This window comes from Streptomyces sp. NPDC006739 (assembly GCF_042869815.1).
GTDB lineage: Bacteria > Actinomycetota > Actinomycetes > Streptomycetales > Streptomycetaceae > Streptomyces.
Genome location: NZ_JBIAGM010000005.1, coordinates 391,095 through 414,678 on the forward strand (window position 1 = coordinate 391,095; position 23,584 = coordinate 414,678).

Genomic DNA, 23,584 nt, shown 5'->3' on the forward strand with positions numbered 1-23,584 from the left:
CGGCCGCGGTGAGGCCGTGATCGGGGCCGGGTCCTTCAGCGCTCTCTCAGCGCTCTCTCAACGACTTCAGAAGCTGTATGTACGCGCTGTTGAACCGAGCGCCTTTGTCCATGTAGGCAGCCCCGACCATGGCGCCTTCCCGTAGGTACGCGACGAGCACGCCCTGTTCCGGTTGATCCAGGTCTCCGCGGACGATCTCCATCGAATCCGACATCCTCGGGTTGCCGGCGATCTGGATGCGCAGTCCGAGTACTTCCGTGGACATGCTGGGGAAGTATCCGATCCGGGAGGTCACCGAACCGTATCCCAAGGACGACGCCAGAGACCTGCCCGCGAGATCACCGGTGTCGATCGCATTCTTCCAGAATTCCATGCGGGTAAGGTTCCCGGCCGCCCACGGGTCGGGGTAGCGAGCGACATCACCGGCCGCGAACACATTCTCCCACGGTGACACACGCATGTATTCATCGACGCGCACCCCGTCGGACAGATCCAGGCCGTTTCCGTGCAGCCATTCAACATTGGGGACACTTCCGATCGCCTCGACGAAAAGAGGCCGACCGGACGGGGGCTCCCGGTTCGACGGTTCCGCGTCACAGAGGAGTTCCCTTGCGGAATCGCCGGTCAGAAGCGTGATGCCATGCTGAACGAGCCGGCGGCCGAGCGCCGTGGAAACAGGCTCACCCAGGATGCTCTCGAACGGTCCGCGTCGCAGCGCTTCGAGCATGAGGACTTCACAACCGTATTCCTTGGCCAGCGAAGCGAGCTCACAAGCAACGAATCCGGCGCCTGCTATCGTGACCTTTTCGCTTGCTTGGAGCCGATGGTGGATGTACCGCGCATCGCCCAGGCCGCGCAGGGTTCGGTGCGTATGGAGCTCGCACTCCCCGTTGCCCCGGACCGAGGTACGCGGGCGTACCCCCGCGGCGATCACCAGACCGTCGTACGCGAACGTTTCGCCTGTACTCAGACGCAGAACCTTGTCACGCAGGTCCGCGCTCTCGACTCTGGTGCCGAGACGCCAGGTCAGGGCGTCGTTCTCGGCTCCGTTCACCTTCACGTCCTCGGCGATCGTCATGTCGAGGGCATCCGACATGGGATACCGCTTCTTCGTCAGACCCGGCCGATTGTAAGTGCGGTGATTCTCTTCTCCGAAGACCACGATCCTGGCGTCGGCCTTGCATTTCAGTATCGCGTTGGCCGCTCGCAGTCCGGCTATACCGGAGCCGACTACGCCGACAAGCGGCCGCCCGTCGGCCACCGGCGGCATCACGATTTCAGGAAGATCGCTTGCAGAGGGCAGGAGTCGACAGCATCCTCGATCTCGCCGATGTTCTCCTCATCGAACGCTTCCTGGTATTGAAGCTGCCCGCCGGCATCGAGCTCGAAGTTGGTCGGGGCCGAGATCGCGCACTGCCCATGGTTCTGACACTTGACCCTGTCGACAAAAATCTTCATGGTCCCCGGTCTTCCATCGCTCGTCCCTTTCGCCGGCCCATTCTCCGGCGATCACGACCCTACGAGCCTCCACGCGGCGAAGGAAGAAGTGCCGGGTGGCCTGAAGCGGTCCTGGCCTGTTCGGGCCCGTGGCAGACGACCCACGGGCCGGGTCCGCGCAGCCGGCGCCGCATGCCGGGTTTCTCCAACCGGCCCTCGGGCACCCGGCGTTGGCCTCGGAGGGGTGTGGGATCCCCGAGTCGCGTAGAACCATCTGTGGGGGTTCTCGTGTGCTTGCGTCGCAAGTGGCAACCGGCTAAGGTGGTTCCATGGCGGTTGTGTATTTTCCCGAGTTCCGTCTGGGCAAGGTGCTGGCGACCAGCTTCACAGGGACCCTGTCGGAGCGTTACGGCGAGGCACTGGAGCGCATTCCTGTGCCGTCCCGGCTCGCGGACTGGCTGGCGGTCCATGGGCTCGCCGTCGACTCCTGCGGCCAATCCCAGCTCGACCACGCCCGGGAGCTACGGGAATCAATTCACGCAGCCGCCACCGCCGTCGCGATCCAGGAGCCGCTACCCTCTTCGGCTGTCAAAGTCATCAATGACTGCAGTACTCACGGTCTGGCCTCGGCGATCTTGACGCCCGAGGGCAGCCGGGAGTGGCGGCTGGGTTCTGCTTCTGTGGAAGACGCGCTCAGCGTGATCGCCGCCGACGCGATCAGCCTTCTCGCGGAAGAACGAGAAGGAAAGATCTCGTTGTGTGCGTCGCCGACGTGCCGAGCCGCGTTCGTCGACACCAGCCGCGGCCACACCCGCAGATGGTGCGACATGAACACGTGTGGAAACCGTGAGAAAAAGGCGCGCCTCCTCGCCAACAAGCGCAAGAAGTCGGGCCTTTCTGACTGACCGTGCTCTCCGACGGCTGGTCATCGTGACTTCGTAGTATCGAGACTCCCGCGCTCCGTGGTCTCGCTACGCACGCTGCCCAAAAGGGGGAATCGCATGTTCGACGTTCTGGGAATGGACGCCACGGCCGAGGTGGTCTACCGGGAGATGCTGGCGCACCCGCACGATGGTGTGGCCGACCTGATGCGCCGTCTCCGACTCACCGAGCAGGCGGTACTGACAGCACTCGACACCCTCAGCGAACTGGCCCTGATCCGGAGTTCCTCCGAAGATCCCCGGAATTTCCACGCTGTTGAACCGCACCTGGCCGCGGACATTCTGCTGGCGAGGCAACGAGCCGAGCTCGCGGCGCATCAGAAGCGTGTGCAGGAGGCCAAGGCTGCCGCCGTACGTCTCAAATCGGAGTTCACCCAGGACAGGGAGGAGTTACTTCGCCTGAACGGGGTCGACTGCGTCCGCGACCACCTGGCGACGCTGTACGACAGGGTCGAGGACGAGCTGTTGACATTCGCTCCGGGCGGAGCCCAGACGGCGGCCAATGTGCGCAGTTCGCGGCCGCTCGCCGAGAGCCTGTTCGAGCGCGGTGTGCGGATGCGCACCGTCTATCTGGACAGCGCCCGCAACGACCCTGCCACGGTGGCGCACGCGGAGTGGCTGGCCGCGCTCGGCGGGCGAATACGAACCGTCCCCTCCTTACCGAACCGCATGATCATCTGCGACCGGAGGATCGCCGTCGTCGCCGCCGACTGCGACGACACCGCTGCCGGGGCAGTGGTTCTGCAGACGCCAGGAGTGGTCTCGTCGCTGTACGCCCTGTTCGATTGTGTCTGGCAGTCCGCCCGGCCGATGGGCGCGACCGCGTTACCCGCGGACACGCAGCGGCTGAGCCCGCAGCAGACGGAGGTCCTGCGGCTGTTGTCCCAAGGACACACCGACGAATCCGTCGCGGCGAGGTTGGGTGTGTCGGCTCGCACGGCACGCCGCATCGCCACGAAACTCATGGACCACCTCGGCGCTCGAAGCCGCTTCCAGGCTGGTGTCCACGCGGTCGCGAGGGGGCTCATCCGGCCATGACGGTCCGTATGGTCGCTGGTCGACAAGCACTGGAAGGGATTGACGACCCGAATAGGACAGTTGCCTCATGTACCTCGTCCATCTCGCTGTCTCCCCTCCAGGCGATGCCCCCCTGCCTGCCGAGATCAGGCAGATGCTGGAAGCCACCGCACCGGACGTCCTCGAACACGTCAGCGTGCATCTCCAGTCACGACCCCACCCGGTCATCGGTCTCTTCCTCCGCGTCGCGTCTCTGAACGAGGCCGAGTCGACCGCCGAGCTGATCTGGGTGCGGGCGGCCGCTGCCTGCCCTCAGCTGGCCGAATGGTGCCTGCGACGCGCCGAAGCGCCGCTCATGCTCTACGAGTGGGACTGAGATCGTGGTCCACGACAGAAAACCGGCTCTTTTTCATAAGTTTGATTCAGCATACATGGGGAATATCGGCGATCGCCGACATCCCGCGGGGCGGATACCAACTCCGTCCAGGGCCTGAATAGGTCAGGACCGATTCAGTCCACCCGTCAGTTCTTCCTTTGCCGCGCGAGAGCTCGCAGAATCGTGATTGCTGGACGACGAACCGGCGAGAGAGGCGAGCGATGAAAAAGCGGACACGACTCGATGACGGCGGATGGCAGTGATTGTATGGCTTCCTCGAATGACCACATTCAGGGCAACGCGGTGGCGGCACTCGCCGAGGAGTTCGGCACCCCGCTGTTCGTCTACGACGCGGACATCCTGGAACGCACGTATCGCGAACTGCGCGGCGTGCTCCCCGCCGGTGTCGATGTCTTCTACTCGCTCAAAGCCAACCCGAACGTCAGCGTCTGCGCACTGCTGAACTCGTTCGGTGCCGGCGCCGAGGTCTCCTCCTATGCCGAACTGGTCACCACTCTGCGAGCGGGGGTCGCGCCCCAGGACATCATCTTCCTCGGCCCCGGCAAGGACGAACGAGAACTCACCGCGTGCATCGAAGCCGGAATTCACGCGATCGTCTGCGAATCACTGGACGAACTCGTCCAGCTGGACTCGCTGCTGGCGACCGCCGACCGCGACGAGTTCCCGGTGCTTTTGCGGGTAAACCCCGCCTTCGCCAGCAAGGGGTCAGGACTGGCCATGGGCGGCAAGCCCCGGCAGTTCGGCATCGACGAAGCCGAACTGCGTGATTCCAAGCACCGACTCGCGGCCCTGCGCCACATCCGGGTGAAGGGGGTGCACGCCTACATGGGGACACGGTTCCTGAACCACGAAGACGTCGTCCACAACACCCGGCAGATCCTCGCCACCGCGGAGGATCTGGCCGGACGACTCGGCTTCCCCCTGGAGACCGTGGACTTCGGCGGCGGGCTCGGCGTCGCCTACTTCGAGAACGAGGACGACCTGGACCTCACCGCGCTGGGAACCGGACTGGCGGACGTCCTCTCCTCGTTCTCCGCACGCAACCCGCACAGCCGGATGATCATGGAGCTGGGGCGGTTCCTGACGGCCATGGCCGGTACCTACCTCGTCAGGGCCCGCTATGTGAAGAAGTCCATGGGGGAGAGCTTCGTGGTTGCCGACGGCGGCACCAACCACCACATGGCCGCCGTCGGCGTCGGGAGCTTCGTCAAGCGCAACTTCCCGATCCGCCACGTGGCGAACCGGGCCGCCGGCGCGCTCAGGCCCTACAGCGTGACCGGGCCGCTGTGCACACCCAACGACGTCATCGCCAAGAAGGTCCAGCTGCCGGAGGTGCGGCCGGGCGATCTGCTGGCAGTGGAGCGGTCCGGGGCCTACGGGCCCACCGCCTCACCCGGGCTCTTCCTCTCTCACGGCTTCCCGGCCGAGGTGATGGTGCACGGGGGGCGGGCCCATCTCATCCGGGAACGCGACACCGCAGAGGATCTGCTGGCCAAGCAGCACCTCGTCGACTTCCGCACAGCGTCCTGATGACCACCGCGGCAAGCCGCGGCGCCCGGGTCGGTGTGGACGTCCTCGACTGCTCGGAACTGCGCCGCCTGGTCGAGCGACCCTGGTTCCTGCGCTTCAGCTTCGCCCCGGAGGAACTGGCCCATGCCGAGACCCTCGGCGGCCACCGGCGCCTGGAGTTCCTCACGGGCCGCTTCGCCGCCAAGGAGGCTGTCCTCAAGGTCCTGGGCATGGGCTTCCTCCAGGGCGTGGCGCCACGGGAGATATGCGTGGAGCACACACCGCACGGCGCCCCCGTCGTCCGCTTCCGCGGGAGAGCCGCCCAATTGGCCCCGCCCTCCGTCTCCGTGTCCATCACCCACAAACAGACCGTCGTAGCCGCAGTCGCCATAGGCGTCCCCGGCGCCGGCGGTGCCTCAGCCGAAAACGGACGAACAGCGTCCACAGAACCCGAGGAGGCCGACGCCGTGTCGCCGCCCAGCATCAACACCACAGCCCCCGCCCAGCAGAGTGCCCGCGGTGCACAGACCCCGCAGACCACGGCCTTCCTCCGCCTGCGAGTCGGCCAGGAGGAAGCCCACTACGGGGGTGATCTGGTGGACGGCGCCCGCATCCTGCGACTGTTCGGCGATCTGGTCACCGAGATCACCATCCGCACGGACGGCGACGAGGGGCTGCTGGCCCAGTACAGCGACGTCCGCTTCACCGCACCCGTGAAGCCGGGCGACTACATCGAGGCACGCGGGCGACTGGTACGGCAGACCAGGCTGCGCCGGGTGGTCGAACTCGAGGCGCACAAAGTCCTCAGCGCCCGCCCAGGAGCGGGGGAGAGCGCCGCCGCGGTACTCGACGCCCCCCAGCTCGTGTGCTCCGCCACCGCCACCACTGTCGTCCCCTACCGAAGGACGGACACGGCGACCACCCGCAACCCCGTCGCCGAGGAGACCTGATGGCCCGTACAGCGCAGCTGCTGCACGAACTGCTGGAGGCGGCCGCCGACCGCAGCCCCCGGTCTGCCGCGTTGAGTTCGCAGAGCCGCAGCCTGACCTACGGAGAACTCGCCACCGCCGCCACCAGGACGGCCGCACTCCTGCAACGCGAAGGACTGCGGCGCGGCGACCGGATCGTCGTCACCGCCGCCGACGGCATCGGCATCGCCCTGCTGCTCTACGCGGCCTCCCGCCTGGGCGCCGTCTTCAGCGTGCTGCACGAACAGGTACGCGGCGGGCCTCTGGAACATGTGCTGCGGGACTGCGAACCCAAGCTGCTGGTCTCCGACGATCCCGATGCGGGACGGACCGCCGCGCAGCACGACGTGCGCTTCCTCGGGCTCGACGAGCTCGTCCGGACCGCGCTCGACGCGGGCACCGACGTGTCGCTCGCCCCCAGTGGCGGCGGTGCCCTGGCCGTGGACCCGGTCAGCCTGATCTACACCTCCGGTACCACCTCGCTGCCCAAGGCCGTGGTCAGCACCCACCAGCAGGTGCTCTTCGCCGTCTCCGCGATCCAGGAGTGCCTGCGGTACCGCAGCGACGACGTCGTGTACTGCCCGCTGCCGCTCTCCTTCGACTACGGCCTCTACCAGGTCTACCTCGCGGCACTGAGCGGCGCCCGACTGCACCTGGGCACGGTCGCCGAGGCAGGTCCCCCGCTGCTGCGCAGCCTGGAGGAAGCCGGGGCGACCGTGCTGCCCGCCGTGCCCTCCATCGCCGATCGGCTCGCCTGGCTGCTCCGCCGCAGCAGCGGAGGACCGAGCCGGCTGCGGCTGCTGACCAACACCGGAGCGGCCCTGTCCGAAACCACCATGTCCGCGCTGCGCGCCGCACTGCCCCGGCTGAGGATCCAGGTCATGTACGGCCTCACGGAGTGCAAGCGCACGGCGATCATGCCGCCGGACGGAGACCTCGACCGTCCGGGATCCTGCGGACTGCCACTGCCGGGCACCGAGGTCTTCGTCATCGACGACGACGGGAACCGGCTGCCTCCCGGACAGACCGGCCAGTTCGTCGTGCGCGGCCCGAACGTCATGGCGGGCTACTGGAAACGCCCCGAGCTGACCGCCGAGCGTTTCCCCCGTGCCGAGGGACTGTTCCCCGAGCTGCGCACCGGCGACTACGGCCGGCTGGATGAGGAGGGCTACCTCTACTTCTCCGGCCGCCGGGACGACCTGTACAAGGAGCGGGGGTTCCGTCTCAGCGCCACCGAGGTGGAAGCCGCCGCGACCCGCGTCGACGGGGTGACCTCGGCCGCCGTACTGCCGCCCGAGGGCAAGCGGGGCGCGCTCCTCGCGGTGGTCGCCGACATCACCGCGGACGAGGTGCGCGAGAGCATGCGCGACCACATCGAGCCCTTCAAGATCCCGCGGCGCTGCGTCCGCCTCGACGCCCTGCCCACCAACGGCAACGGCAAGGTCGACCGCAAGGAACTGGCCGCCGTGATCGAACAGACCTCGGCCGCCCCGGTCACCGCCGAGGCCCCGCGGGCCGGCCTCGCCCACTGATCCTCTTCCCACCCGACCGCAGCAACTCCTCACTCACACAAGGACATGACCATGGATCGCCAGAACGTTGTCACCGCCCTCGAGAACGCCCTCACCGACGTCCTCGAGCGCCCCGTCACCGGCCTCACCGGCGACGTCAAGCTCTTCGACGACCTGCACCTCGACTCGACCACCATGCTCGAGATGCTGATGGGCCTGGAGAACTCCATCGGTCTGGTCGTCGACCCGGAGGACCTGGACGCGGACGACTTCGTCTCGGTGGACACCTTCACCGACTTCGTCCTCCGCACTCAGCTCGAGCAGGTCTCGGCATGACGCTCATCCAGCCCGACCTGAGCGTCTTCACGACCCTGGAGTCCGAGGTACGCAGCTACTGCCGCAGCTGGCCCACCGTGTTCGACCGGGCGCAGGGCAGCCGGACGTACGACGAGGACGGGCACGAGTACCTGGACTTCTTCGCCGGCGCCGGATCCCTCAACTACGGCCACAACAACCCGGTGCTGAAGCGCGCCCTGCTCGACTATCTGGAGCGCGACGGCGTCACCCACGGCCTGGACATGTCGACCACGGCCAAGCGCGCGTTCCTCGAGTTCTTCCAGAACATGATCCTGCGCCCGCGGGACCTGCCCTACAAGGTCATGTTCCCGGGCCCGACCGGCACCAACGCCGTCGAAGCCGCCCTCAAGCTGGCGCGCAAGGTCAAGGGGCGCGAGACGGTCGTCTCCTTCACCAACGCCTTCCACGGCATGTCGCTGGGTTCCCTGGCCGTGACCGGCAACGCCTTCAAACGGGCCGGCGCCGGCGTACCGCTCGTGCACGCCACTCCCATGCCCTTCGACCACTACATGGGCGGGAGGACGCCCGACTTCCTGTGGTTCGAGCAGTTGCTCCGGGACCACGGGTCGGGGCTGGACAAGCCGGCCGCGGTGATCGTGGAGACGATCCAGGGCGAGGGCGGCGTCAACGTGGCCCGCCCGCAGTGGCTGCGTGGCCTCGCCCAGCTCTGTCAGCAGCACGACATGCTGCTGATCGTCGACGACATCCAGATGGGCTGCGGCCGCACCGGGGCCTTCTTCTCCTTCGAAGAGGCCGGCATCACCCCGGACATCGTGACCGTCTCCAAATCCATCAGCGGGTACGGACTGCCCATGTCCCTCTGCCTGTTCCGGCCGGAGCTGGACGTCTGGGAACCGGGCGAACACAACGGTACGTTCCGCGGCAACAATCCGGCTTTCGTCACCGCGGCGGCCGCCCTCAACACCTACTGGGCCGACGACAAGCTGAAACTGCAGACCCTGGCACACGCCCAGACCATCGAAGCCGCGCTGCGCGACACCGCCGCGCACCACAGCGGATCCGCCTACCGCGGCCGCGGGATGGTCTGGGGCCTGGAGCTCTCCGACCCCCGGCACGCCGGCCGCGCCGCACGCCGAGCCTTCGAACTCGGACTGCTCATGGAGACCTCCGGAGCGCACGGCCAGGTCGTCAAGCTGCTGCCCCCGCTGACCATCAGCGGCGACGAACTCGACCAGGGGCTGCGCGTCGTACAGCGCGCCGTCTACGAAACGGCATGACCGCGCCCTGTCCCCCCGATGGAGAAAGGATCCACCCCGCCATGACGACCCAGCCGCTGCTGACGGAGACCGAGGCGGTCTTCCGGGCGCCGGTGCCCGAGGACGGCCCGGCCGTGTGGAAACTGGTCGAGAACACCCCCGGCCTGGACTCCAACAGCATCTACTACTACACGCTGTGGTTCCGGGATTTCGCCGACGGTTCGCTGATCGCGACCGTGGACGGCGAAGTCGTCGGCTTCCTCACCGGCTACCGCCGCCCCGACGAGCCCGAGACCTACTTCGTCTGGCAGACCGCCGTCAATCCGCGCCACGGCATTCCCTTCCTCGGGGTGAAGCTCTTCCAGGCCGCGGCCGACCAGCAGGTGGCCCAGGGCGCCCGGTACGTCGAGGCCACGGTCTCCGCCGAGAACAAGGCGATCCTCATGGTGCTGAAGCAGTTCGCCAAGAAGCACTCGGCCCGCATCGAGACGCGCGTGCTGTTCCCCAGCAGCCTCTTCCCCGACAGCCACCACGACGAGGTCCTCTACCGCATCGGCCCGTTGACCGCCGGTTGATTCCGCGGTGTTCGACGATCAGGAGTCGTTTCCCATGGCGCAGCAACCCGCACCCCTGCACCTCGACATCAACGACAAGTACTTCCGCATGGACTCGGAAGAGGTGCGGAAGGCACGAGCCGCACATTGGTACGCGGAAACCGACTGGGGCATTGCCGTCCTCTCGTACGAGGACAGCAGTTTCCTGCTGAAGAACCCCCGTCTGACGCAGGGGTCGGCCAAGTGGCCGGCCCAGCACGGAGTGGTCGAGGGGCGCTTCGACAGCTGGTGGAAGAAGACCCTGCTGGTGCTGGAGGGCGACGAGCACAACAGGATCCGACGCCTGGTGAACCCCGCGTTCTCTCCGCGCCGGATCGAGCCGTTGCGTGCCCGGTTCCGAGCCCTGGCGGACAGCCTGACGGACGAATGGCTCGAAGACGGGCAGACAGAGTTCGCCAGTCGCTTCGCGGCGCCGTATGCGACCAGGATCCTGTGCATGATGCTGGGCATCGACGAGCGCGACTGGAAGAAGATCAATCAGCTGGCGTCCACGATCGGGCTCGGTCTCGGCATCTCCATCCAGGAGAACATCGCACAGATCGACGAAGCCGTCGTCGAACTCACCCGATACGCAGAGTCCTTGGTGAAAAGCAGGAGGGAATCACCTCGGAACGACATCCTCAGCACCCTGGTGGAAACGAGGGACGAGGACGACGGCAGGCTCTCGGATCAGGAACTGATCAATCTCATCATCCTGCTCATATTCGCGGGGATCGACACGACCCGGAACCAGCTGGCGCTGGCGGTCGAATCCTTTTCGAGGCAGCCGGACCAGTGGGAGAAGCTGGCCGCGGACCCGGACCGCTACTCGGTCAGGGCGGTCGAAGAGGTGCTCCGCGTCAATCCGATCGGCCGGTGGATCACGCGCGAAGCGGCAGAAACGTTCCAACACCGGGAGCGCACGATCGAGAAGGGTACAACAGTCCATCTCTTCACGCTTTCCTCGGCCACCGATCCCGCCGAATTCGACAATCCGGACCGTATCGACCTGGACGCCGATCGCTCGCCTCATTTTGCTTTCGGTGGCGGCCTGCATCACTGCCTGGGGCACTTCGTCGCCAGGGCGGACATCGATGTGGCCCTCTCGGCGCTGGCCGCGCGGCTGACCGACCTGCGTGTGGGGGAGGGCGCCGAGTGGCTGCCTGATTCCGGAAACACGGGCGCGAGGAAACTGCCGATCACATTCACCCCGCGTACCTGATGTGGTGAACGGCGAAGCTCCTGGTGGACGGGCCCACGCGCAAGATCGCTTATGTGCATCAGGGCTTCGCGTGTATGGTGGAACCACCTTAGGTGGTTCTGCTTCGACTGGGAGGTCGCTGACGATGGTGGATCTGACGGTGCTGCCGGGCTACGTGGCAGTGATCATGCTCTTCCTCGGTCCCCCCGGGCCCGACATGGCCTACATGCTCGCGGTGGGCCTCGAGGGCGGTCGCCGGTCCGCGGTGAAGGCCATCCTCGGCATCGGCACCGGCATGAGTCTCTACGCCGCCGCCACCGTCGCCGGCTTGGGGGAGATCGCCCGGTCGTACCCATTGGTGCTGGATGCGGTCAGGATTCTGGGTGCGGCGTATCTGCTGTGGTTGGCCTACGTGACGGTGCGTCACGCGCGTCGTGCGATCAGCGGGCACGATGATGTCAAGTCGGGTCGCTGGTACCTGCGCGGAGTCCTGGTCAGCATCACGAATCCGAAGATCATTCTCTTTTTCCTCGCGGTGCTCCCGCAGTTCATCGGAAGCGCGGACGACCCGGGATTGCAGATGACGATACTCGGTGCGATCGACATTCTGATGGAGGTGATTCTCTACGGATTCATCGGAGTCATGGCGGGATTCTTCCACGCACGTCTCGTCGACTCGACCAAAGCGACGGCCGTGCTGAACTACATGGCGTCCACCGTTTACGTCCTGCTGGCCGGGACGATCTGCGGCGAGATCCTGCTCGCTTGATCACCGGCCGTCGGCCGCCAGCGCCCGGGTCACCCCCGACTCCTTGCGCCCGAGGAACCGCGGATCCGGATCGAACACCACGTCCAGGGCCGCCTTGACCGCCGCGAAGACCTCACGGGTGCCGCCGTAGTACCAGGTCAGATCGTGCTTGTCGGCCACCCCGACGCCGTACGAGTCGATGCCCGCCGCCTCGCACAGGGCGACGGCCCGCCGGATGTGGAAGCCCTGGCTCACCAGGACGGCCCGGTCGACGCCGAAGATCTTCTTCGCGCGGACGCAGGAGTCCCAGGTGTCGAAACCGGCGTAGTCGGTGACCACGCGGGAGGCGGGGACGCCCCGCCCGGCCAGGTACGCGCGCATGGCGTCCGGCTCGTCGTAGTCCTGGCGGCTGTTGTCGCCGGTGACCAGGACCACCTTCACCCGGCCCGTCCGGTACAGCCGCACCGCCGCGTCAAGCCGGTGCGCCAGGTACGGCGACGGCTCACCGTTCCACAGACCCGCGCCGAACACGACGGCCACGTCGGCGCGCGGCGCGTCGGCCGTGCTCCGCAGCCGGTCGGCCGTCGACACGAACAGCCAGGTCACCGGCAGCAGCGCCAGCACGCAGCCGGACATCGTCAGCCGTACCAGCCGCCGCCGGCCGGCCCGGGTGCGCGGCAGCCGCGGTCCACGGATCCTCATGCGGTCCCCCGTCGATGTTCGATGAGTCGGTGTCCGACCAGTCGGTGTCCGACCAGTCGGTGTCCGACCATGGAGGACGCGGCCCGGCGTGATCCGGTTCGCCTCACACCGCGCCGACCGCCGCCGTGAACCCCCGGAAAATACCCGTGACCACCGTGCAACGGGGGCGCAACCTCGTGGCGTCAGGATCCTTGCATGAAGGTGTCCACAGCTTGCGCCCCGCTCAGCCTCGTCGCGTCGAACGGCAGGCGCCGCCCCGGCCCGCCCGCCCTCGTCCTCGTGGCCCACGGCAGCCGCGACCCGCGCGCGCTGGACACCGTACGCGCGCTCATGGACCGGGTCCGCCTGCTGCGCCCCGCCCTGCCCGTCCACCTCGGGCACATCGAACTGAACGAGCCCCTGCTCCCGGACACCCTCGCCACCCTCGGCGACGCCCCGGCCGTCCTCGTACCGCTGCTCCTCGCCCGCGGCTACCACGTCAAGCAGGACATCCCCGAGATGGCCGCCGCCTCGGCCGCCCGCACCCGCCTGGCCGCCCCCCTCGGCCCGCACCCGCTGCTGGCGCAGGCCCTGCACGCCCGTCTCGTCGAGGCCGGCTGGCCCGCCGGCATGGACGAGGCGACCCGCCGCACGAGCGCCGTCGTCCTGGCCGCCGCCGGCTCCCGCGACCCCGACGCCGCGACCGACACCCACCACACGGCCCGACTCCTCGCCGCCCGCCTGGGCGTCCCGGTCCTGCCCGCCTACGCCTCGGCGGCGACCCCCACGGTCGCCGAGGCCCTCCGCGCGCTGGCGGCCCGGGGCCGCCACCGGGTGGCGGTGGCCTCCTGTTTCACGGCCCCGGGCCGCTTCGCGACCCAGTGCGCGGCCCAGGCCCCGTGGATCGCGTCGGCCCCCCTGGGCGCCCACCCGTCGATGGCCCGCCTGGTCCTGAGCCGCTACGACCAGAGCCTGGCGGCCCCGGTGAGGACGGCCGCCTAGTGCTGCGACCGGAAGGGTTCACCGGCTCGCGACGCCCGGCACGGCACTCCCCCAGCCTTCGGCCGGGGGTACCCCCACGCCGCGTTGTCGCATCACCCGAGTACATCCAGTACGCGGGCGACGCTCCGCCTTGCGATGTGTTCCCCCACTGCCTGAACGGCGTGGGAGGTGCCCCCAGCACCGGACGCCGCGAGCTTCTCGGTAAACCTTTCCGGCCACAGCACTAGGCACGCGCGGCGGTGCCGGCATGCGGCTTCGCCGCGCGGGCGCCGGCGGCCACGTACGACCCGCGCGCCGCCCGGCGACCCAACTCGGCGGACGACCAGGCGTCCAAAACACCCGAATGTCACAGCCGACCTCTACTGTCGAACCCATGGAAGTCCCCGCGCACCATCTGGCCTACGACCCGGCGTCAACCGACCGCTGGGCCCCGGAGCCCGACAAACGCCCTGGCCGTACCGCCTTCCAACGCGACCGCGCCCGCATCCTGCACTCCGCCGCGCTGCGCCGCCTGGCGGGCAAGACCCAGGTGGTCACCCCGGGCGAGTACAGCCAGGCGTGGGACGCCAGCCCACGCACCCGACTCACCCACTCCCTGGAGTGCGCCCAGGTCGGCCGGGAACTGGGCGCGGCCCTCGGCTGCGACCCCGACCTGGTCGAAGCGGCCTGCCTCTCCCACGACCTCGGCCACCCGCCCTTCGGTCACAACGGCGAACAGGCGCTGAACGAGTTCGCCGACGACTGCGGCGGCTTCGAGGGCAACGCCCAGTCCCTCAGGCTCCTCACCCGCATCGAACCCAAGCGGTTCACCGCCGACGGCTCCGTCGGCCTCAACCTCACCCGCGCCGCCCTGGACGCCGCCACCAAGTACCCCTGGCCGCGCGGCGCCCACCCCACCGACCCCGCCTCCCCGAAGTTCGGTGTGTACGACGACGACCGCCCGGTCTTCGACTGGGTCCGCAAGGAGGCCCCCGGCACCCGCACCTGCTTCGAGGCACAGGTCATGGACTGGTCCGACGACGTGGCGTACTCGGTGCACGACGTCGAGGACGGCCTGCACGCCGGTCACATCGACCCCAACTGCCTGCACGCCGAGCCCGAACGGCAGGCGGTCTTCGAGGTCGCCGCCGGCCGGTACGCCCCGGCCGGCACCGACCCCGCCGAACTCGCCGCCGCCCTCGACCGGCTCATGGAACAGGAGTGGTGGCCGCACGGCTACGACGGCACCGCCATCGCCCAGGGCCGCCTCAAGGACGCCACCAGCCAGCTCATCGGCCGCTTCTGCCTGGCCGCCGAGGGCGCCACCCGCGCCGCGTACGGCGCCGGCCGCCTCACCCGCTACGGCGCCGAACTCGTCGTACCCCGCGAGACCCGCATGGAGTGCGCGGTGCTCAAGGCGGTCGCCGTCCGGTACGTCATGCAGCGCGCCGAACAGGCGCGGCTGCGCGCCGACCAGCGGGTCGTCGTCGCCGAACTGGCCGAGGCGCTCACCGCCCGCGCCCCCGACGGCCTGGACCCCCAGTTCCGTTCGCTGTTCGACGCGGCCGGCGACGACCCGGCCCGCAAGCGGGTGATCGTCGACCAGATCGCCTCCCTCACCGACGCCTCCGCCCACTCGTTGCACGCGAGACTTACGGGGCGGAAGTGAAAAGAACGTGACCCTCCGTGGCCTGATCGGGTCACTCCCTCTTCCCCCATCACGCTGCGTGCGGGACGCTCGCATGTGGCGGAACCCTTACGAGGAGGCATCAAGTGGTCGACGCGGACCAGACATTCGTCATCGTCGGAGGAGGCCTGGCCGGCGCCAAGGCGGCCGAGACACTCCGGGCCGAGGGCTTCACCGGCCGGGTGATACTGATCTGCGACGAGCGTGACCATCCCTACGAACGGCCTCCGCTGTCCAAGGGCTACCTGCTCGGCAAGGAGGAGCGCGACAGCGTCTTCGTGCACGAACCGGCCTGGTACGCGCGCAACGACGTCGAACTGCACCTCGGCCAGACCGTCGACGCCGTCGACCGTGCCGCGAAGACCGTGCGCTTCGGCGACGACGGCACCCTCGTCCACTACGACAAGCTGCTTCTGGCCACCGGCGCCGAGCCCCGCCGCCTCGACATCCCCGGCACCGACCTGGCCGGCGTCCACCATCTGCGCCGCCTGGCCCACGCCGAGCGGCTCAAGGGCGTCCTCGGCGCGCTCGGCCGGGACAACGGCCACCTCGTGATCGCGGGCGCCGGCTGGATCGGCCTGGAGGTCGCGGCGGCCGCCCGCGAGTACGGCGCCGAGGTGACCGTCATCGAACCGGCACCCACCCCGCTGCACGGCGTCCTCGGCCCCGAACTCGGCAACCTCTTCGCCGAGCTGCACCGCGAGCGCGGCGTCCGCTTCCGCTTCGGTGTCACCCTCACCGAGATCGTCGGCCAGGACGGCATGGTGCTGGCCGCCCGCACCGACGACGGCGAGGAGCACCCGGCGCACGACGTCCTCGCGGCCATCGGCGCCGCGCCGCGCACGGGCCTGGCGGAGGCGGCCGGCCTGGAGGTCGCCGACCGCGCGCACGGCGGCGGCATCGTGGTCGACGACCGGCTGCGCACCGCCGACCCCGACATCTACGCGGCCGGCGACGTCGCCGCCTTCCCGCACGCCGTCTTCGACACCCGGCTGCGCGTCGAGCACTGGGCCAACGCCCTCAACGGCGGCCCGGCGGCGGCCCGCGCGATGCTCGGCCGGGACGTCACCTACGACCGGGTGCCCTACTTCTTCTCCGACCAGTACGACCTGGGCATGGAGTACAGCGGATGGGCGCCGCCCGGCTCCTACGACCAGGTGGTCATCCGGGGTGACGCGGGCAAGCGGGAGTTCATCGCGTTCTGGGTCAAGGAGGGCCGGGTGCTCGCCGGGATGAACGTGAACGTGTGGGACGTCACAGAGCCCATCCAGCGACTGATCCGCTCCCGCGCCCAGGTGGACACCGAAGCCCTGGCCGACCCGCACGTCCCGCTCGCGAACCTCGTCCCCTGAGCACCGGAGCAGCACGCCGACGCCCGGGAGTGTCGGTCCGCCCCCGTAGAATCACCACGTGGCAGGACGGATCAACGACGAGGACGTGAAGGCGGTACGGGACGCGGTCCCGATCGACGCCGTGGTGTCCGAGTACCTCCAGCTGCGCAACGCGGGCGGCGGCAACCTCAAGGGGCTGTGCCCGTTCCACGACGAGAAGTCGCCGTCCTTCCAGGTCAGCCCCAGCAAGGGACTCTTCCACTGCTTCGGCTGCCAGGAGGGCGGCGACACCATCACCTTCGTCATGAAGGTGGACCACCTCTCCTTCTCCGAGGCGGTCGAGCGCCTGGCCGCCCAGGCCGGCATCACGCTGCGCTACGAGGAGGGCGGGTACAACCCCGCCCACCAGCGTGGCGAACGCATCCGCCTGGTCGAGGCGCACAAGATCGCCGCCCAGTGGTACGCGGAGCAGCTCGCCACCGGCCCCGAGGCCGAGACCGGCCGGATCTTCCTGGCCGAGCGCGGCTTCGACCAGGCAGCCGCCGTCCACTTCGGCGTCGGCTACAGCCCGCAGGGCTGGGACCACCTCACCCGCTATCTGCGAGGCAAGGGCTTCACCGACAAGGAACTGCTCCTGTCCGGGCTCTCCCAGGAGGGCCGCCGCGGCCCCATCGACCGCTTCCGGGGCCGCCTGATGTGGCCCATCCGCGACATCGGCGGCGAGGTGGTCGGCTTCGGCGCGCGCAAGCTGTACGAGGCCGACAACGGCCCCAAGTACCTGAACACGCCCGAGACGGCGATCTACAAGAAGTCCCAGGTGCTGTACGGCATCGACCTGGCGAAGAAGGACATCGCGAAGGCCAGCCGCGCGGTGGTGGTGGAGGGCTACACCGACGTCATGGCCTGCCACCTGGCCGGCGTCACGACCGCGATCGCCACCTGCGGCACGGCCTTCGGCGGCGACCACATCAAGATCCTGCGCCGTCTGCTGATGGACAACGGCAGCGCCCGCGTCATCTTCACCTTCGACGGCGACGCGGCCGGCCAGAAGGCGGCGCTGCGCGCCTTCGAGGACGACCAGAAGTTCGCCGCCGAGACGTACATCGCCATCGCCCCGGACGGCATGGACCCCTGCGACCTGCGCCTGGCCAAGGGCGACGACGCGGTGGCGGACCTGGTCGAGCCGCGCACCCCGCTCTTCGAGTTCGCCCTGCGGCACATCGTCGGCCGCTACGACCTCGACACCCCGGCCGGCCGGGCCGCCGCCCTCGACGAGGCCGCCCCGGTCGTCGCCCGGATCAAGAACAGCGGCGCCCAGCACGAGGTGGCCGTGGAACTGGCCGGCATGCTCGGCATCCTCGACACCCAGTTCGTGGTCAAGCGGGTGGCGCAGCTGGCCCGTTGGGCCCGCGACCGCGGCGGCCAGGGCCCGGCACCGGCCGCCGCCCGGCGCCCCGCGCAGGAGTACCCGGCCGTACGCACGCCGTCCGGCCCCGCCCTCAACCTCCGCAACCCCGTCTACGCCACGGAACGCGAACTCCTCAAACTCGCACTCCAGCGCCCCGAGCTGGTCTCCCCGGCCTTCGACGCGTACGGCGTCGACGAGTTCACCGCACCCCCCTACGCGGCCGTACGGCTGGCCGTCATGGAGGCGGGCGGCGCCGAGTACGGCACCCGGGACCCCCAGGAGTACCTGGTCCGCGTCCGTGAGGCGGCCCCCGACGACGCCGTCCGCGCGATGGTCACGGAACTGGCGGTCGAGGCGATCATGCGCCGTACGGTCGACGAGTCCTACGCGGGCGAGCAGCTCGTCACGGTCCGTCGCCGGGCCGTGGCCCGCCGGCTCACTGATCTGCAGGGCACGTTGACCCGGGTCGGGCACTCGGATCCGGCCCAGTCGGCCGCCATCCAGAACGAGATGATGATCCTGACCAGGTACGACAGGGCCCTCCAGGACGAGGGGCCGTCGGCTCTCTGAGCGCCGGGCCCAGCACGCGGTCACGGTCCGATCGCAAAAAGTCACCGCAAGCCCCTCGTGGCGGCGATGTGTCTTACCCCACACTGGGGTGCGGTGCCTGAGTCCTCGGAGCGCGGCGGATCCGTCCCCCACGGATCCCACCCCCGCGGTTCCGCTCAGCAGCGATCATCCTGGAGGTCGCCCCCCGTGCAGACCCAGACCCTCACCCAGACCGACAGCGGTACGTCGGACGAGCCGGACGCCGAGAGCGACGTCCTCGCGGGCGTACCGCCGCAGAGCCGTGCCGCGCACCACCCGGAGATCGACGTGGAGCCGGAACCGGAGCCGGCGGAGCCGGTCGAACTGCCCGTCGAGGCACCGGCGGCAGCCGCCCGCGCCGACACCGGCGGACCCTCCTCGGACCTGTTCCGCCAGTACCTGCGCGAGATCGGCCGGATCCCGCTGCTCACCGCCGAAGAGGAGGTCGAACTCGCCCGCCGGGTCGAGGCCGGCCTGTTCGCGGAGGAGAAGCTGAGCACCACCCCCGACCTGGACAGCCAGCTCGCCCAGGACCTCGACAGGCTGGTCGTCATGGGCCGGATGGCCAAGCGCCGGCTCATCGAGGCCAACCTGCGGCTGGTCGTGTCCGTGGCCAAGCGGTACATCGGGCGCGGGCTGACCATGCTCGACCTGGTGCAGGAGGGCAACCTCGGGCTGATCCGGGCCGTGGAGAAGTTCGACTACGCCCGCGGCTACAAGTTCTCCACCTACGCCACCTGGTGGATCCGCCAGGCCATGTCCCGCGCCCTCGCCGACCAGGCCCGCACCATCCGGGTGCCGGTGCACGTCGTCGAACTCATCAACCGGGTCGTGCGGGTGCAGCGCCGGATGCTGCAGGAGCGCGGCTACGAACCCACCGCCGACGAGGTCGCCGCCCACCTCGACCTGCCTCCCGAGCGGGTCGGCGAGGTGCTCCGCCTCGCCCAGGAGCCGGTGTCGTTGCACGCGCCGGTCGGCGAGGAGGACGACGTGGCGCTCGGCGACCTGATCGAGGACGGCGACGCCACCTCTCCCGTCGAGTCGGCGGCGTTCCTGCTGCTCAGGGAGCACCTGGAGGCGGTCCTGTCCACCCTCGGCGAGCGCGAGCGCAAGGTCGTACAGCTCCGTTACGGCCTCGCCGACGGCCGTCCGCGCACCCTGGAGGAGATAGGGCGCATCTTCGGCGTGACCCGGGAACGGATCCGCCAGATAGAGTCCAAGACCCTCAACAAGCTGCGGGACCACGCCTTCGCGGACCAGCTGCGCGGCTACCTGGACTGACGAAGGGGGCCGCCCCCGACGAGAGCGGCCCCCTGATCAGGACGACCTGCTCAGTCGACCTCGGCGACCGCCTGCGCGAACTGCGCCTTGTACAGCCGCGCATACGCCCCGTCCGCCGCCAACAGCTCGGCGTGCGCGCCCTGTTCCACGATCGAGCCGTTCTCCATGACGAGGATGGTGTCCGCGTCCCGGATCGTCGACAGCCGGTGCGCGATCACGAACGAGGTCCGCCCGTGGGCGAGTTTGGCCATCGCCTTCTGGATCAGCACCTCGGTCCGGGTGTCCACGGAACTCGTCGCCTCGTCCAGCACCAGGATCACCGGGTCGGACAGGAACGCCCGGGCGATGGTGATCAGCTGCTTCTCACCGGCACTGACCCCGGTGCCCTCGTCGTCGATGACGGTGTCGTACCCGTCGGGCAGCGTGCGCACGAACCGGTCCGCGTGGGCCGCCCGCGCCGCCTCCTCGATCTCGCCCCGGGTGACCTCGCGCGAGGCGCCGTACGCGATGTTCTCCGCGATCGTGCCGCCGAACAGCCAGGTGTCCTGCAGCACCATGCCGATCCCGGCCCGCAGTTCGTCCCGGGACATGCGCGCGATGTCCACCCCGTCCAGGGTGATCCGCCCGCCCGAGACGTCGTAGAACCGCATCAGCAGGTTGACCAGGGTGGTCTTCCCCGCGCCCGTGGGGCCGACGATCGCCACCGTGTGCCCCGGCTCCACCGTCAGCGACAGGTCCTCGATCAGCGGCTTGTCGGGGTCGTACCGGAAGGACACGCCCTCCAGCGCCACCCGCCCGCGCAGCTCCTCGGGCCGCTCGGCCGGCACCGGATCCGCCTCCTGCTCCTCCGCGTCCAGGAGTTCGAAGATCCGCTCGGCCGAGGCGACGCCCGACTGCACCAGGTTGGCCATCGAGGCGACCTGGGTCAGCGGCATCGAGAACTGCCGGGAGTACTGGATGAAGGCCTGCACATCACCGATGGACAACGAGCCCGAGGCGACCCGCAGGCCACCGACGACCGCCACCAGCACGTAGTTCAGGTTCGACACGAACATCATCAGCGGCTGCATGACCCCGCTGTTGAACTGCGCCCGGAAACCGGCCTCGTACAGCGCCTCGTTCTGTTCGGCGAACTGCTGGGCCGACTCGTCCTGCCGCCCGAACACCTTCACCAGGGTGTGACCGGTGTACATCTCCTCCACGTGCGCGTTCAGCTTGCCCGTGGTGCGCCACTGCTGCACGAAGTGCGGCTGCGAGCGCTTGCCGACCCGGGTGGCGACGACGAACGACAGCGGAACGGTGACCAGCGCGACCAGCGCGAGCAGCCAGGACACCCAGAACATCATCGCCAGCACGCCGATGATGGTGAGCACCGAGTTGATCAGCTGGCCCATCGACTGCTGCAGCGTCTGCCCGATGTTGTCGATGTCGTTGGTGGCGCGGGAGAGCACCTCGCCGCGCTGGCGCTTGTCGAAGTACGACAGTGGCAGCCGCGACAGCTTCGCCTGCACGTCCTTCCGCATCCGGTACATCGTGCGGTTCACGGACCGGTTCACCAGCCGGGTGGCCACCGCCATCAGCAGGCCCGCCACCAGGAACGTACCGAGCGCGAGCAGCAGGACGTCGCCGACGGCACCGAAGTCGATGCCCTTGCCGGGGGTGAAGTCGGTGCTCCTGAGCATGTCCGCGATGGAGCCCTGGCCCCGCGCGCGCATCGAGGCGAGCACCTGCTCCTTGGTGGCACCGGCCGGCATCCGCCGCCCGATGATGCCGGCGAAGACCAGGTCGGTGGCCTTGCCGAGGATCTTCGGCCCGATCACGTTCAGGGTCACGCTGACGACCACGCACAGCAGCAGGCCGTAGATGGTGAACCGTTCGGGTCGGAACCGGGCGACGAGCCGTTTGCCCGACCCCTTGAAGTCCATTGAGCGCTGGTCGGGGCCGCCCCCGGCCATCATGCGTCCCATGGGCCCGGCCATCAGGCAGCCTCCGCTTCCGTGAGCTGGGAGAGCACGATCTCCCGATAGGTCTCGTTGTCCGCCATCAGCTCGTGATGCCGGCCGGTGCCCACGACCCGTCCCTCGTCCAGGACCACGATCCGGTCGGCGTCCCGGATGGTCGCCACGCGCTGCGCGACGATCACCACGGTGGCCTCGGCGGTCTCCTGGGACAGCGCGGCACGCAGGGCCGCGTCGGTGGCGTAGTCGAGGGCGGAGAAGGAGTCGTCGAAGAGGTAGATCTCCGGGCGCTGCACCAGGGTGCGGGCGATCGCGAGCCGCTGGCGCTGGCCGCCGGAGACGTTCGTACCGCCCTGCGCGACGGGCGCGTTCAGCCCGCCCTCCAGCTTCGACACGAAGTCCTTGGCCTGCGCCACCTCCAGCGCGTGCCACAACTCCTCGTCGGTGGCGTCCGGATTGCCGTAGCGCAGGTTGGTGGCCACCGTGCCCGCGAACAGGTACGGCTTCTGCGGCACCAGACCGACGGTCCTGGCCAGCAGACCGGGATCGAGGTCCGCGACGGCGACGCCGTCCACGAGCACCTCGCCGTCGGTGGCGTCGAACAGCCGCGGGACCAGTCCGAGCAGCGTCGACTTGCCGCTGCCGGTCGACCCGATGACGGCGGTGGTCTCACCCGGCCGGGCCACCAGGTCGACGGCCCTGAGCACCGGCTCCTCGGCACCCGGATAGCGGAAGCCCGCCCCGCGGACCTCCAGATGCCCGTGCCGGCGCAGCTCGACGACCGGCGCCGTCGGCGGCACCACGCTGGAGTCGGTGCCGAGGACCTCCTCGATGCGCTCGGCGCACACCTCGGCGCGCGGCACCATCATGAACATGAAGGTGGCCATCATCACGGACATGACGATCTGCATCAGATAGGCGAGGAACGCGGTCAGGTCGCCGATCGCCATGTGTCCGGAGTCGATGCGGTGCGCGCCGAACCAGACGACCGCGATCGACGACACGTTCACCACGGTCATGACGATCGGGAACATCAGCGCGAGCATCCGGCCGGTGGCCAGCTGCATCTCGGTCAGATCGGTGTTCGCCTCCCCGAACCGGCCCTGCTCGTACTCGTCCCGGACGAAGGCGCGGATCACCCGGTTGCCGGTGATCTGCTCGCGCAGCACCTGGTTCACCTTGTCCAGGCGTACCTGCATGGACCGGAACAGCGGCCGCAGCCGCCGCACGATCAGCGTCACACAGATGCCGAGGACGGGGACCACCGCGACCAGCACCCCGGACAGCGGCACATCCAGGCCGAGGGCCAGGACGATACCGCCGACGCACATGATGGGCGCCGACACCATCAGGGTGAACGTCATCAGGGCCAGCATCTGGACCTGCTGTACGTCGTTGGTCGTACGGGTGATGAGGGTGGGCGCTCCGAAGTGACCGACCTCACGCGCCGAGAAGGACTGCACACGGTCGAAGACGGCGGCGCGGACGTCCCGGCCGAGCGCCGACGCGGTGCGGGCGCCGTAGTAGACCGCGCCCATGTTGCACACGACCTGGGCCAGCGAGATCCCGATCATCAGCGCGCCGGAGGACAGGATGTAACCCGTGTCACCTTTGACGACACCCTTGTCGATGATGTCGGCGTTCAGTGTGGGCAGGTAGAGGGTGGCGCAGGTCTGCAGGAACTGCAGCAGCACCACGAGGGTGATGGATTTCTTGTAGGGCCTGAGATAGGTCCGCAGAAGTCGTATGAGCACGCTACGTCTCTCGGAGTCG

Annotated in this window: 20 protein-coding genes and 1 pseudogene; 16 read left to right on the forward strand and 5 right to left on the reverse strand. The window is 68.9% G+C overall.

Annotation, left to right across the window (positions count from 1 at the left end):
- Window positions 1-46 precede the first annotated feature (46 nt).
- Window positions 47-1,270 (reverse strand): NAD(P)/FAD-dependent oxidoreductase, encoded by a 1,224-nt coding sequence (locus ACFYMM_RS14120; RefSeq protein WP_388386234.1) that lies wholly within the window; start codon window positions 1,268-1,270, stop codon window positions 47-49.
- Complete coding sequence (locus ACFYMM_RS14125) at window positions 1,270-1,458, reverse strand: ferredoxin (protein ID WP_388386143.1); 189 nt, start codon at window positions 1,456-1,458, stop codon at window positions 1,270-1,272. Before ACFYMM_RS14125 ends, ACFYMM_RS14120 begins: the two co-directional genes overlap by 1 nt.
- 308 nt (window positions 1,459-1,766) lie before the next feature.
- Between ACFYMM_RS14125 and ACFYMM_RS14130 the strand changes: the two genes are divergently transcribed.
- The 11 genes from ACFYMM_RS14130 (at window position 1,767) to ACFYMM_RS14180 (ending at window position 11,917) form a co-directional block, all read left to right on the forward strand.
- A complete protein-coding gene (locus tag ACFYMM_RS14130) occupies window positions 1,767-2,342 on the forward strand; it encodes a CGNR zinc finger domain-containing protein (RefSeq protein ID WP_388386144.1) in 576 nt (191 codons plus the stop codon).
- Window positions 2,343-2,438: 96 nt separating this feature from the next.
- Complete coding sequence (locus ACFYMM_RS14135) at window positions 2,439-3,416, forward strand: LuxR C-terminal-related transcriptional regulator (protein WP_388386145.1); 978 nt, start codon at window positions 2,439-2,441, stop codon at window positions 3,414-3,416.
- A 67-nt stretch (window positions 3,417-3,483) separates the two neighbouring features.
- Window positions 3,484-3,771, forward strand: coding sequence for a hypothetical protein (locus ACFYMM_RS14140; RefSeq protein WP_388386146.1), 288 nt, complete (start codon window positions 3,484-3,486; stop codon window positions 3,769-3,771).
- A 267-nt stretch (window positions 3,772-4,038) separates the two neighbouring features.
- Window positions 4,039-5,322, forward strand: coding sequence for a type III PLP-dependent enzyme (locus ACFYMM_RS14145; protein WP_388386147.1), 1,284 nt, complete (start codon window positions 4,039-4,041; stop codon window positions 5,320-5,322).
- Complete coding sequence (locus tag ACFYMM_RS14150) at window positions 5,322-6,251, forward strand: 4'-phosphopantetheinyl transferase superfamily protein (protein WP_388386148.1); 930 nt, start codon at window positions 5,322-5,324, stop codon at window positions 6,249-6,251. The genes ACFYMM_RS14145 and ACFYMM_RS14150 overlap by 1 nt, the downstream gene beginning before the upstream one ends.
- The gene (locus ACFYMM_RS14155) at window positions 6,251-7,801 is read left to right on the forward strand and encodes a class I adenylate-forming enzyme family protein (protein ID WP_388386149.1); all 1,551 of its coding nucleotides are present in this window, start codon (window positions 6,251-6,253) and stop codon (window positions 7,799-7,801) included. Before ACFYMM_RS14150 ends, ACFYMM_RS14155 begins: the two co-directional genes overlap by 1 nt.
- A gap of 51 nt (window positions 7,802-7,852) precedes the next feature.
- Window positions 7,853-8,116 carry an acyl carrier protein gene (locus ACFYMM_RS14160; RefSeq protein WP_388386150.1) on the forward strand — a complete coding sequence of 88 codons (264 nt, stop codon included), beginning with the start codon at window positions 7,853-7,855 and terminating at the stop codon, window positions 8,114-8,116.
- Window positions 8,113-9,375 (forward strand): diaminobutyrate--2-oxoglutarate transaminase, encoded by a 1,263-nt coding sequence (gene ectB, locus ACFYMM_RS14165; RefSeq protein WP_388386151.1) that lies wholly within the window; start codon window positions 8,113-8,115, stop codon window positions 9,373-9,375. The genes ACFYMM_RS14160 and ectB overlap by 4 nt, the downstream gene beginning before the upstream one ends.
- Before the next feature lie 41 nt (window positions 9,376-9,416).
- Window positions 9,417-9,929, forward strand: a complete 513-nt coding sequence (gene ectA / locus ACFYMM_RS14170) for a diaminobutyrate acetyltransferase (protein ID WP_388386152.1) — start codon at window positions 9,417-9,419, stop codon at window positions 9,927-9,929.
- A 34-nt stretch (window positions 9,930-9,963) separates the two neighbouring features.
- The gene (locus ACFYMM_RS14175; protein WP_388386153.1) at window positions 9,964-11,169 is read left to right on the forward strand and encodes a cytochrome P450; all 1,206 of its coding nucleotides are present in this window, start codon (window positions 9,964-9,966) and stop codon (window positions 11,167-11,169) included.
- A 124-nt stretch (window positions 11,170-11,293) separates the two neighbouring features.
- Window positions 11,294-11,917: a LysE family translocator gene (locus ACFYMM_RS14180; protein ID WP_388386154.1), complete on the forward strand. Its 624-nt coding sequence runs from the start codon at window positions 11,294-11,296 to the stop codon at window positions 11,915-11,917.
- On the opposite strand, the gene ACFYMM_RS14185 is transcribed toward ACFYMM_RS14180, so the two are convergent.
- Entirely contained in the window at window positions 11,918-12,598 is a 681-nt protein-coding gene (locus ACFYMM_RS14185; RefSeq protein WP_388386155.1) for a vancomycin high temperature exclusion protein, read from the reverse strand.
- Window positions 12,599-12,793: 195 nt separating this feature from the next.
- Here ACFYMM_RS14185 and ACFYMM_RS14190 point away from each other — a divergent pair, with 195 nt between their 5' ends.
- From ACFYMM_RS14190 to ACFYMM_RS14210, 5 genes and pseudogenes are all read left to right on the forward strand, one after another.
- Complete coding sequence (locus tag ACFYMM_RS14190) at window positions 12,794-13,579, forward strand: sirohydrochlorin chelatase (protein WP_388386156.1); 786 nt, start codon at window positions 12,794-12,796, stop codon at window positions 13,577-13,579.
- Between the two features lie 373 nt (window positions 13,580-13,952).
- A complete protein-coding gene (locus ACFYMM_RS14195; RefSeq protein WP_388386157.1) occupies window positions 13,953-15,227 on the forward strand; it encodes a deoxyguanosinetriphosphate triphosphohydrolase in 1,275 nt (424 codons plus the stop codon).
- Between the two features lie 104 nt (window positions 15,228-15,331).
- Window positions 15,332-16,597 carry an NAD(P)/FAD-dependent oxidoreductase gene (locus tag ACFYMM_RS14200; RefSeq protein ID WP_388386158.1) on the forward strand — a complete coding sequence of 422 codons (1,266 nt, stop codon included), beginning with the start codon at window positions 15,332-15,334 and terminating at the stop codon, window positions 16,595-16,597.
- Between the two features lie 58 nt (window positions 16,598-16,655).
- Window positions 16,656-18,554, forward strand: coding sequence for a DNA primase (gene dnaG / locus ACFYMM_RS14205; RefSeq protein ID WP_388386159.1), 1,899 nt, complete (start codon window positions 16,656-16,658; stop codon window positions 18,552-18,554).
- A 66-nt stretch (window positions 18,555-18,620) separates the two neighbouring features.
- Window positions 18,621-19,853, forward strand: a pseudogene (locus ACFYMM_RS14210) (RNA polymerase sigma factor).
- Window positions 19,854-19,903: 50 nt separating this feature from the next.
- On the opposite strand, the gene ACFYMM_RS14215 reads toward ACFYMM_RS14210, so the two are convergent.
- Both ACFYMM_RS14215 and ACFYMM_RS14220 read right to left on the reverse strand, forming a co-directional pair.
- Window positions 19,904-21,832: an ABC transporter ATP-binding protein gene (locus ACFYMM_RS14215; RefSeq protein WP_388386160.1), complete on the reverse strand. Its 1,929-nt coding sequence runs from the start codon at window positions 21,830-21,832 to the stop codon at window positions 19,904-19,906.
- Complete coding sequence (locus ACFYMM_RS14220) at window positions 21,832-23,565, reverse strand: ABC transporter ATP-binding protein (protein ID WP_388386162.1); 1,734 nt, start codon at window positions 23,563-23,565, stop codon at window positions 21,832-21,834. Before ACFYMM_RS14220 ends, ACFYMM_RS14215 begins: the two co-directional genes overlap by 1 nt.
- Between the last annotated feature and the right edge of the window lie 19 nt (window positions 23,566-23,584).

Coding starts and splice junctions, on each gene's coding strand:
- ACFYMM_RS14125 (WP_388386143.1), bottom strand. CDS start 1,458: ATGAAGATTTTTGTCGACAGGGTCAAGTGTCAGAACCATGGGCAGTGC.
- ACFYMM_RS14215 (WP_388386160.1), bottom strand. CDS start 21,832: ATGGCCGGGCCCATGGGACGCATGATGGCCGGGGGCGGCCCCGACCAG.
- ACFYMM_RS14140 (WP_388386146.1), top strand. CDS start 3,484: ATGTACCTCGTCCATCTCGCTGTCTCCCCTCCAGGCGATGCCCCCCTG.
- ACFYMM_RS14135 (WP_388386145.1), top strand. CDS start 2,439: ATGTTCGACGTTCTGGGAATGGACGCCACGGCCGAGGTGGTCTACCGG.
- ACFYMM_RS14175 (WP_388386153.1), top strand. CDS start 9,964: ATGGCGCAGCAACCCGCACCCCTGCACCTCGACATCAACGACAAGTAC.
- ACFYMM_RS14130 (WP_388386144.1), top strand. CDS start 1,767: ATGGCGGTTGTGTATTTTCCCGAGTTCCGTCTGGGCAAGGTGCTGGCG.
- ACFYMM_RS14150 (WP_388386148.1), top strand. CDS start 5,322: ATGACCACCGCGGCAAGCCGCGGCGCCCGGGTCGGTGTGGACGTCCTC.
- ACFYMM_RS14155 (WP_388386149.1), top strand. CDS start 6,251: ATGGCCCGTACAGCGCAGCTGCTGCACGAACTGCTGGAGGCGGCCGCC.
- ACFYMM_RS14190 (WP_388386156.1), top strand. CDS start 12,794: ATGAAGGTGTCCACAGCTTGCGCCCCGCTCAGCCTCGTCGCGTCGAAC.
- ACFYMM_RS14120 (WP_388386234.1), bottom strand. CDS start 1,270: ATGCCGCCGGTGGCCGACGGGCGGCCGCTTGTCGGCGTAGTCGGCTCC.
- ectB (WP_388386151.1), top strand. CDS start 8,113: ATGACGCTCATCCAGCCCGACCTGAGCGTCTTCACGACCCTGGAGTCC.
- ACFYMM_RS14195 (WP_388386157.1), top strand. CDS start 13,953: ATGGAAGTCCCCGCGCACCATCTGGCCTACGACCCGGCGTCAACCGAC.
- ACFYMM_RS14145 (WP_388386147.1), top strand. CDS start 4,039: ATGGCTTCCTCGAATGACCACATTCAGGGCAACGCGGTGGCGGCACTC.
- ACFYMM_RS14180 (WP_388386154.1), top strand. CDS start 11,294: ATGGTGGATCTGACGGTGCTGCCGGGCTACGTGGCAGTGATCATGCTC.
- ectA (WP_388386152.1), top strand. CDS start 9,417: ATGACGACCCAGCCGCTGCTGACGGAGACCGAGGCGGTCTTCCGGGCG.
- ACFYMM_RS14185 (WP_388386155.1), bottom strand. CDS start 12,598: ATGAGGATCCGTGGACCGCGGCTGCCGCGCACCCGGGCCGGCCGGCGG.
- ACFYMM_RS14160 (WP_388386150.1), top strand. CDS start 7,853: ATGGATCGCCAGAACGTTGTCACCGCCCTCGAGAACGCCCTCACCGAC.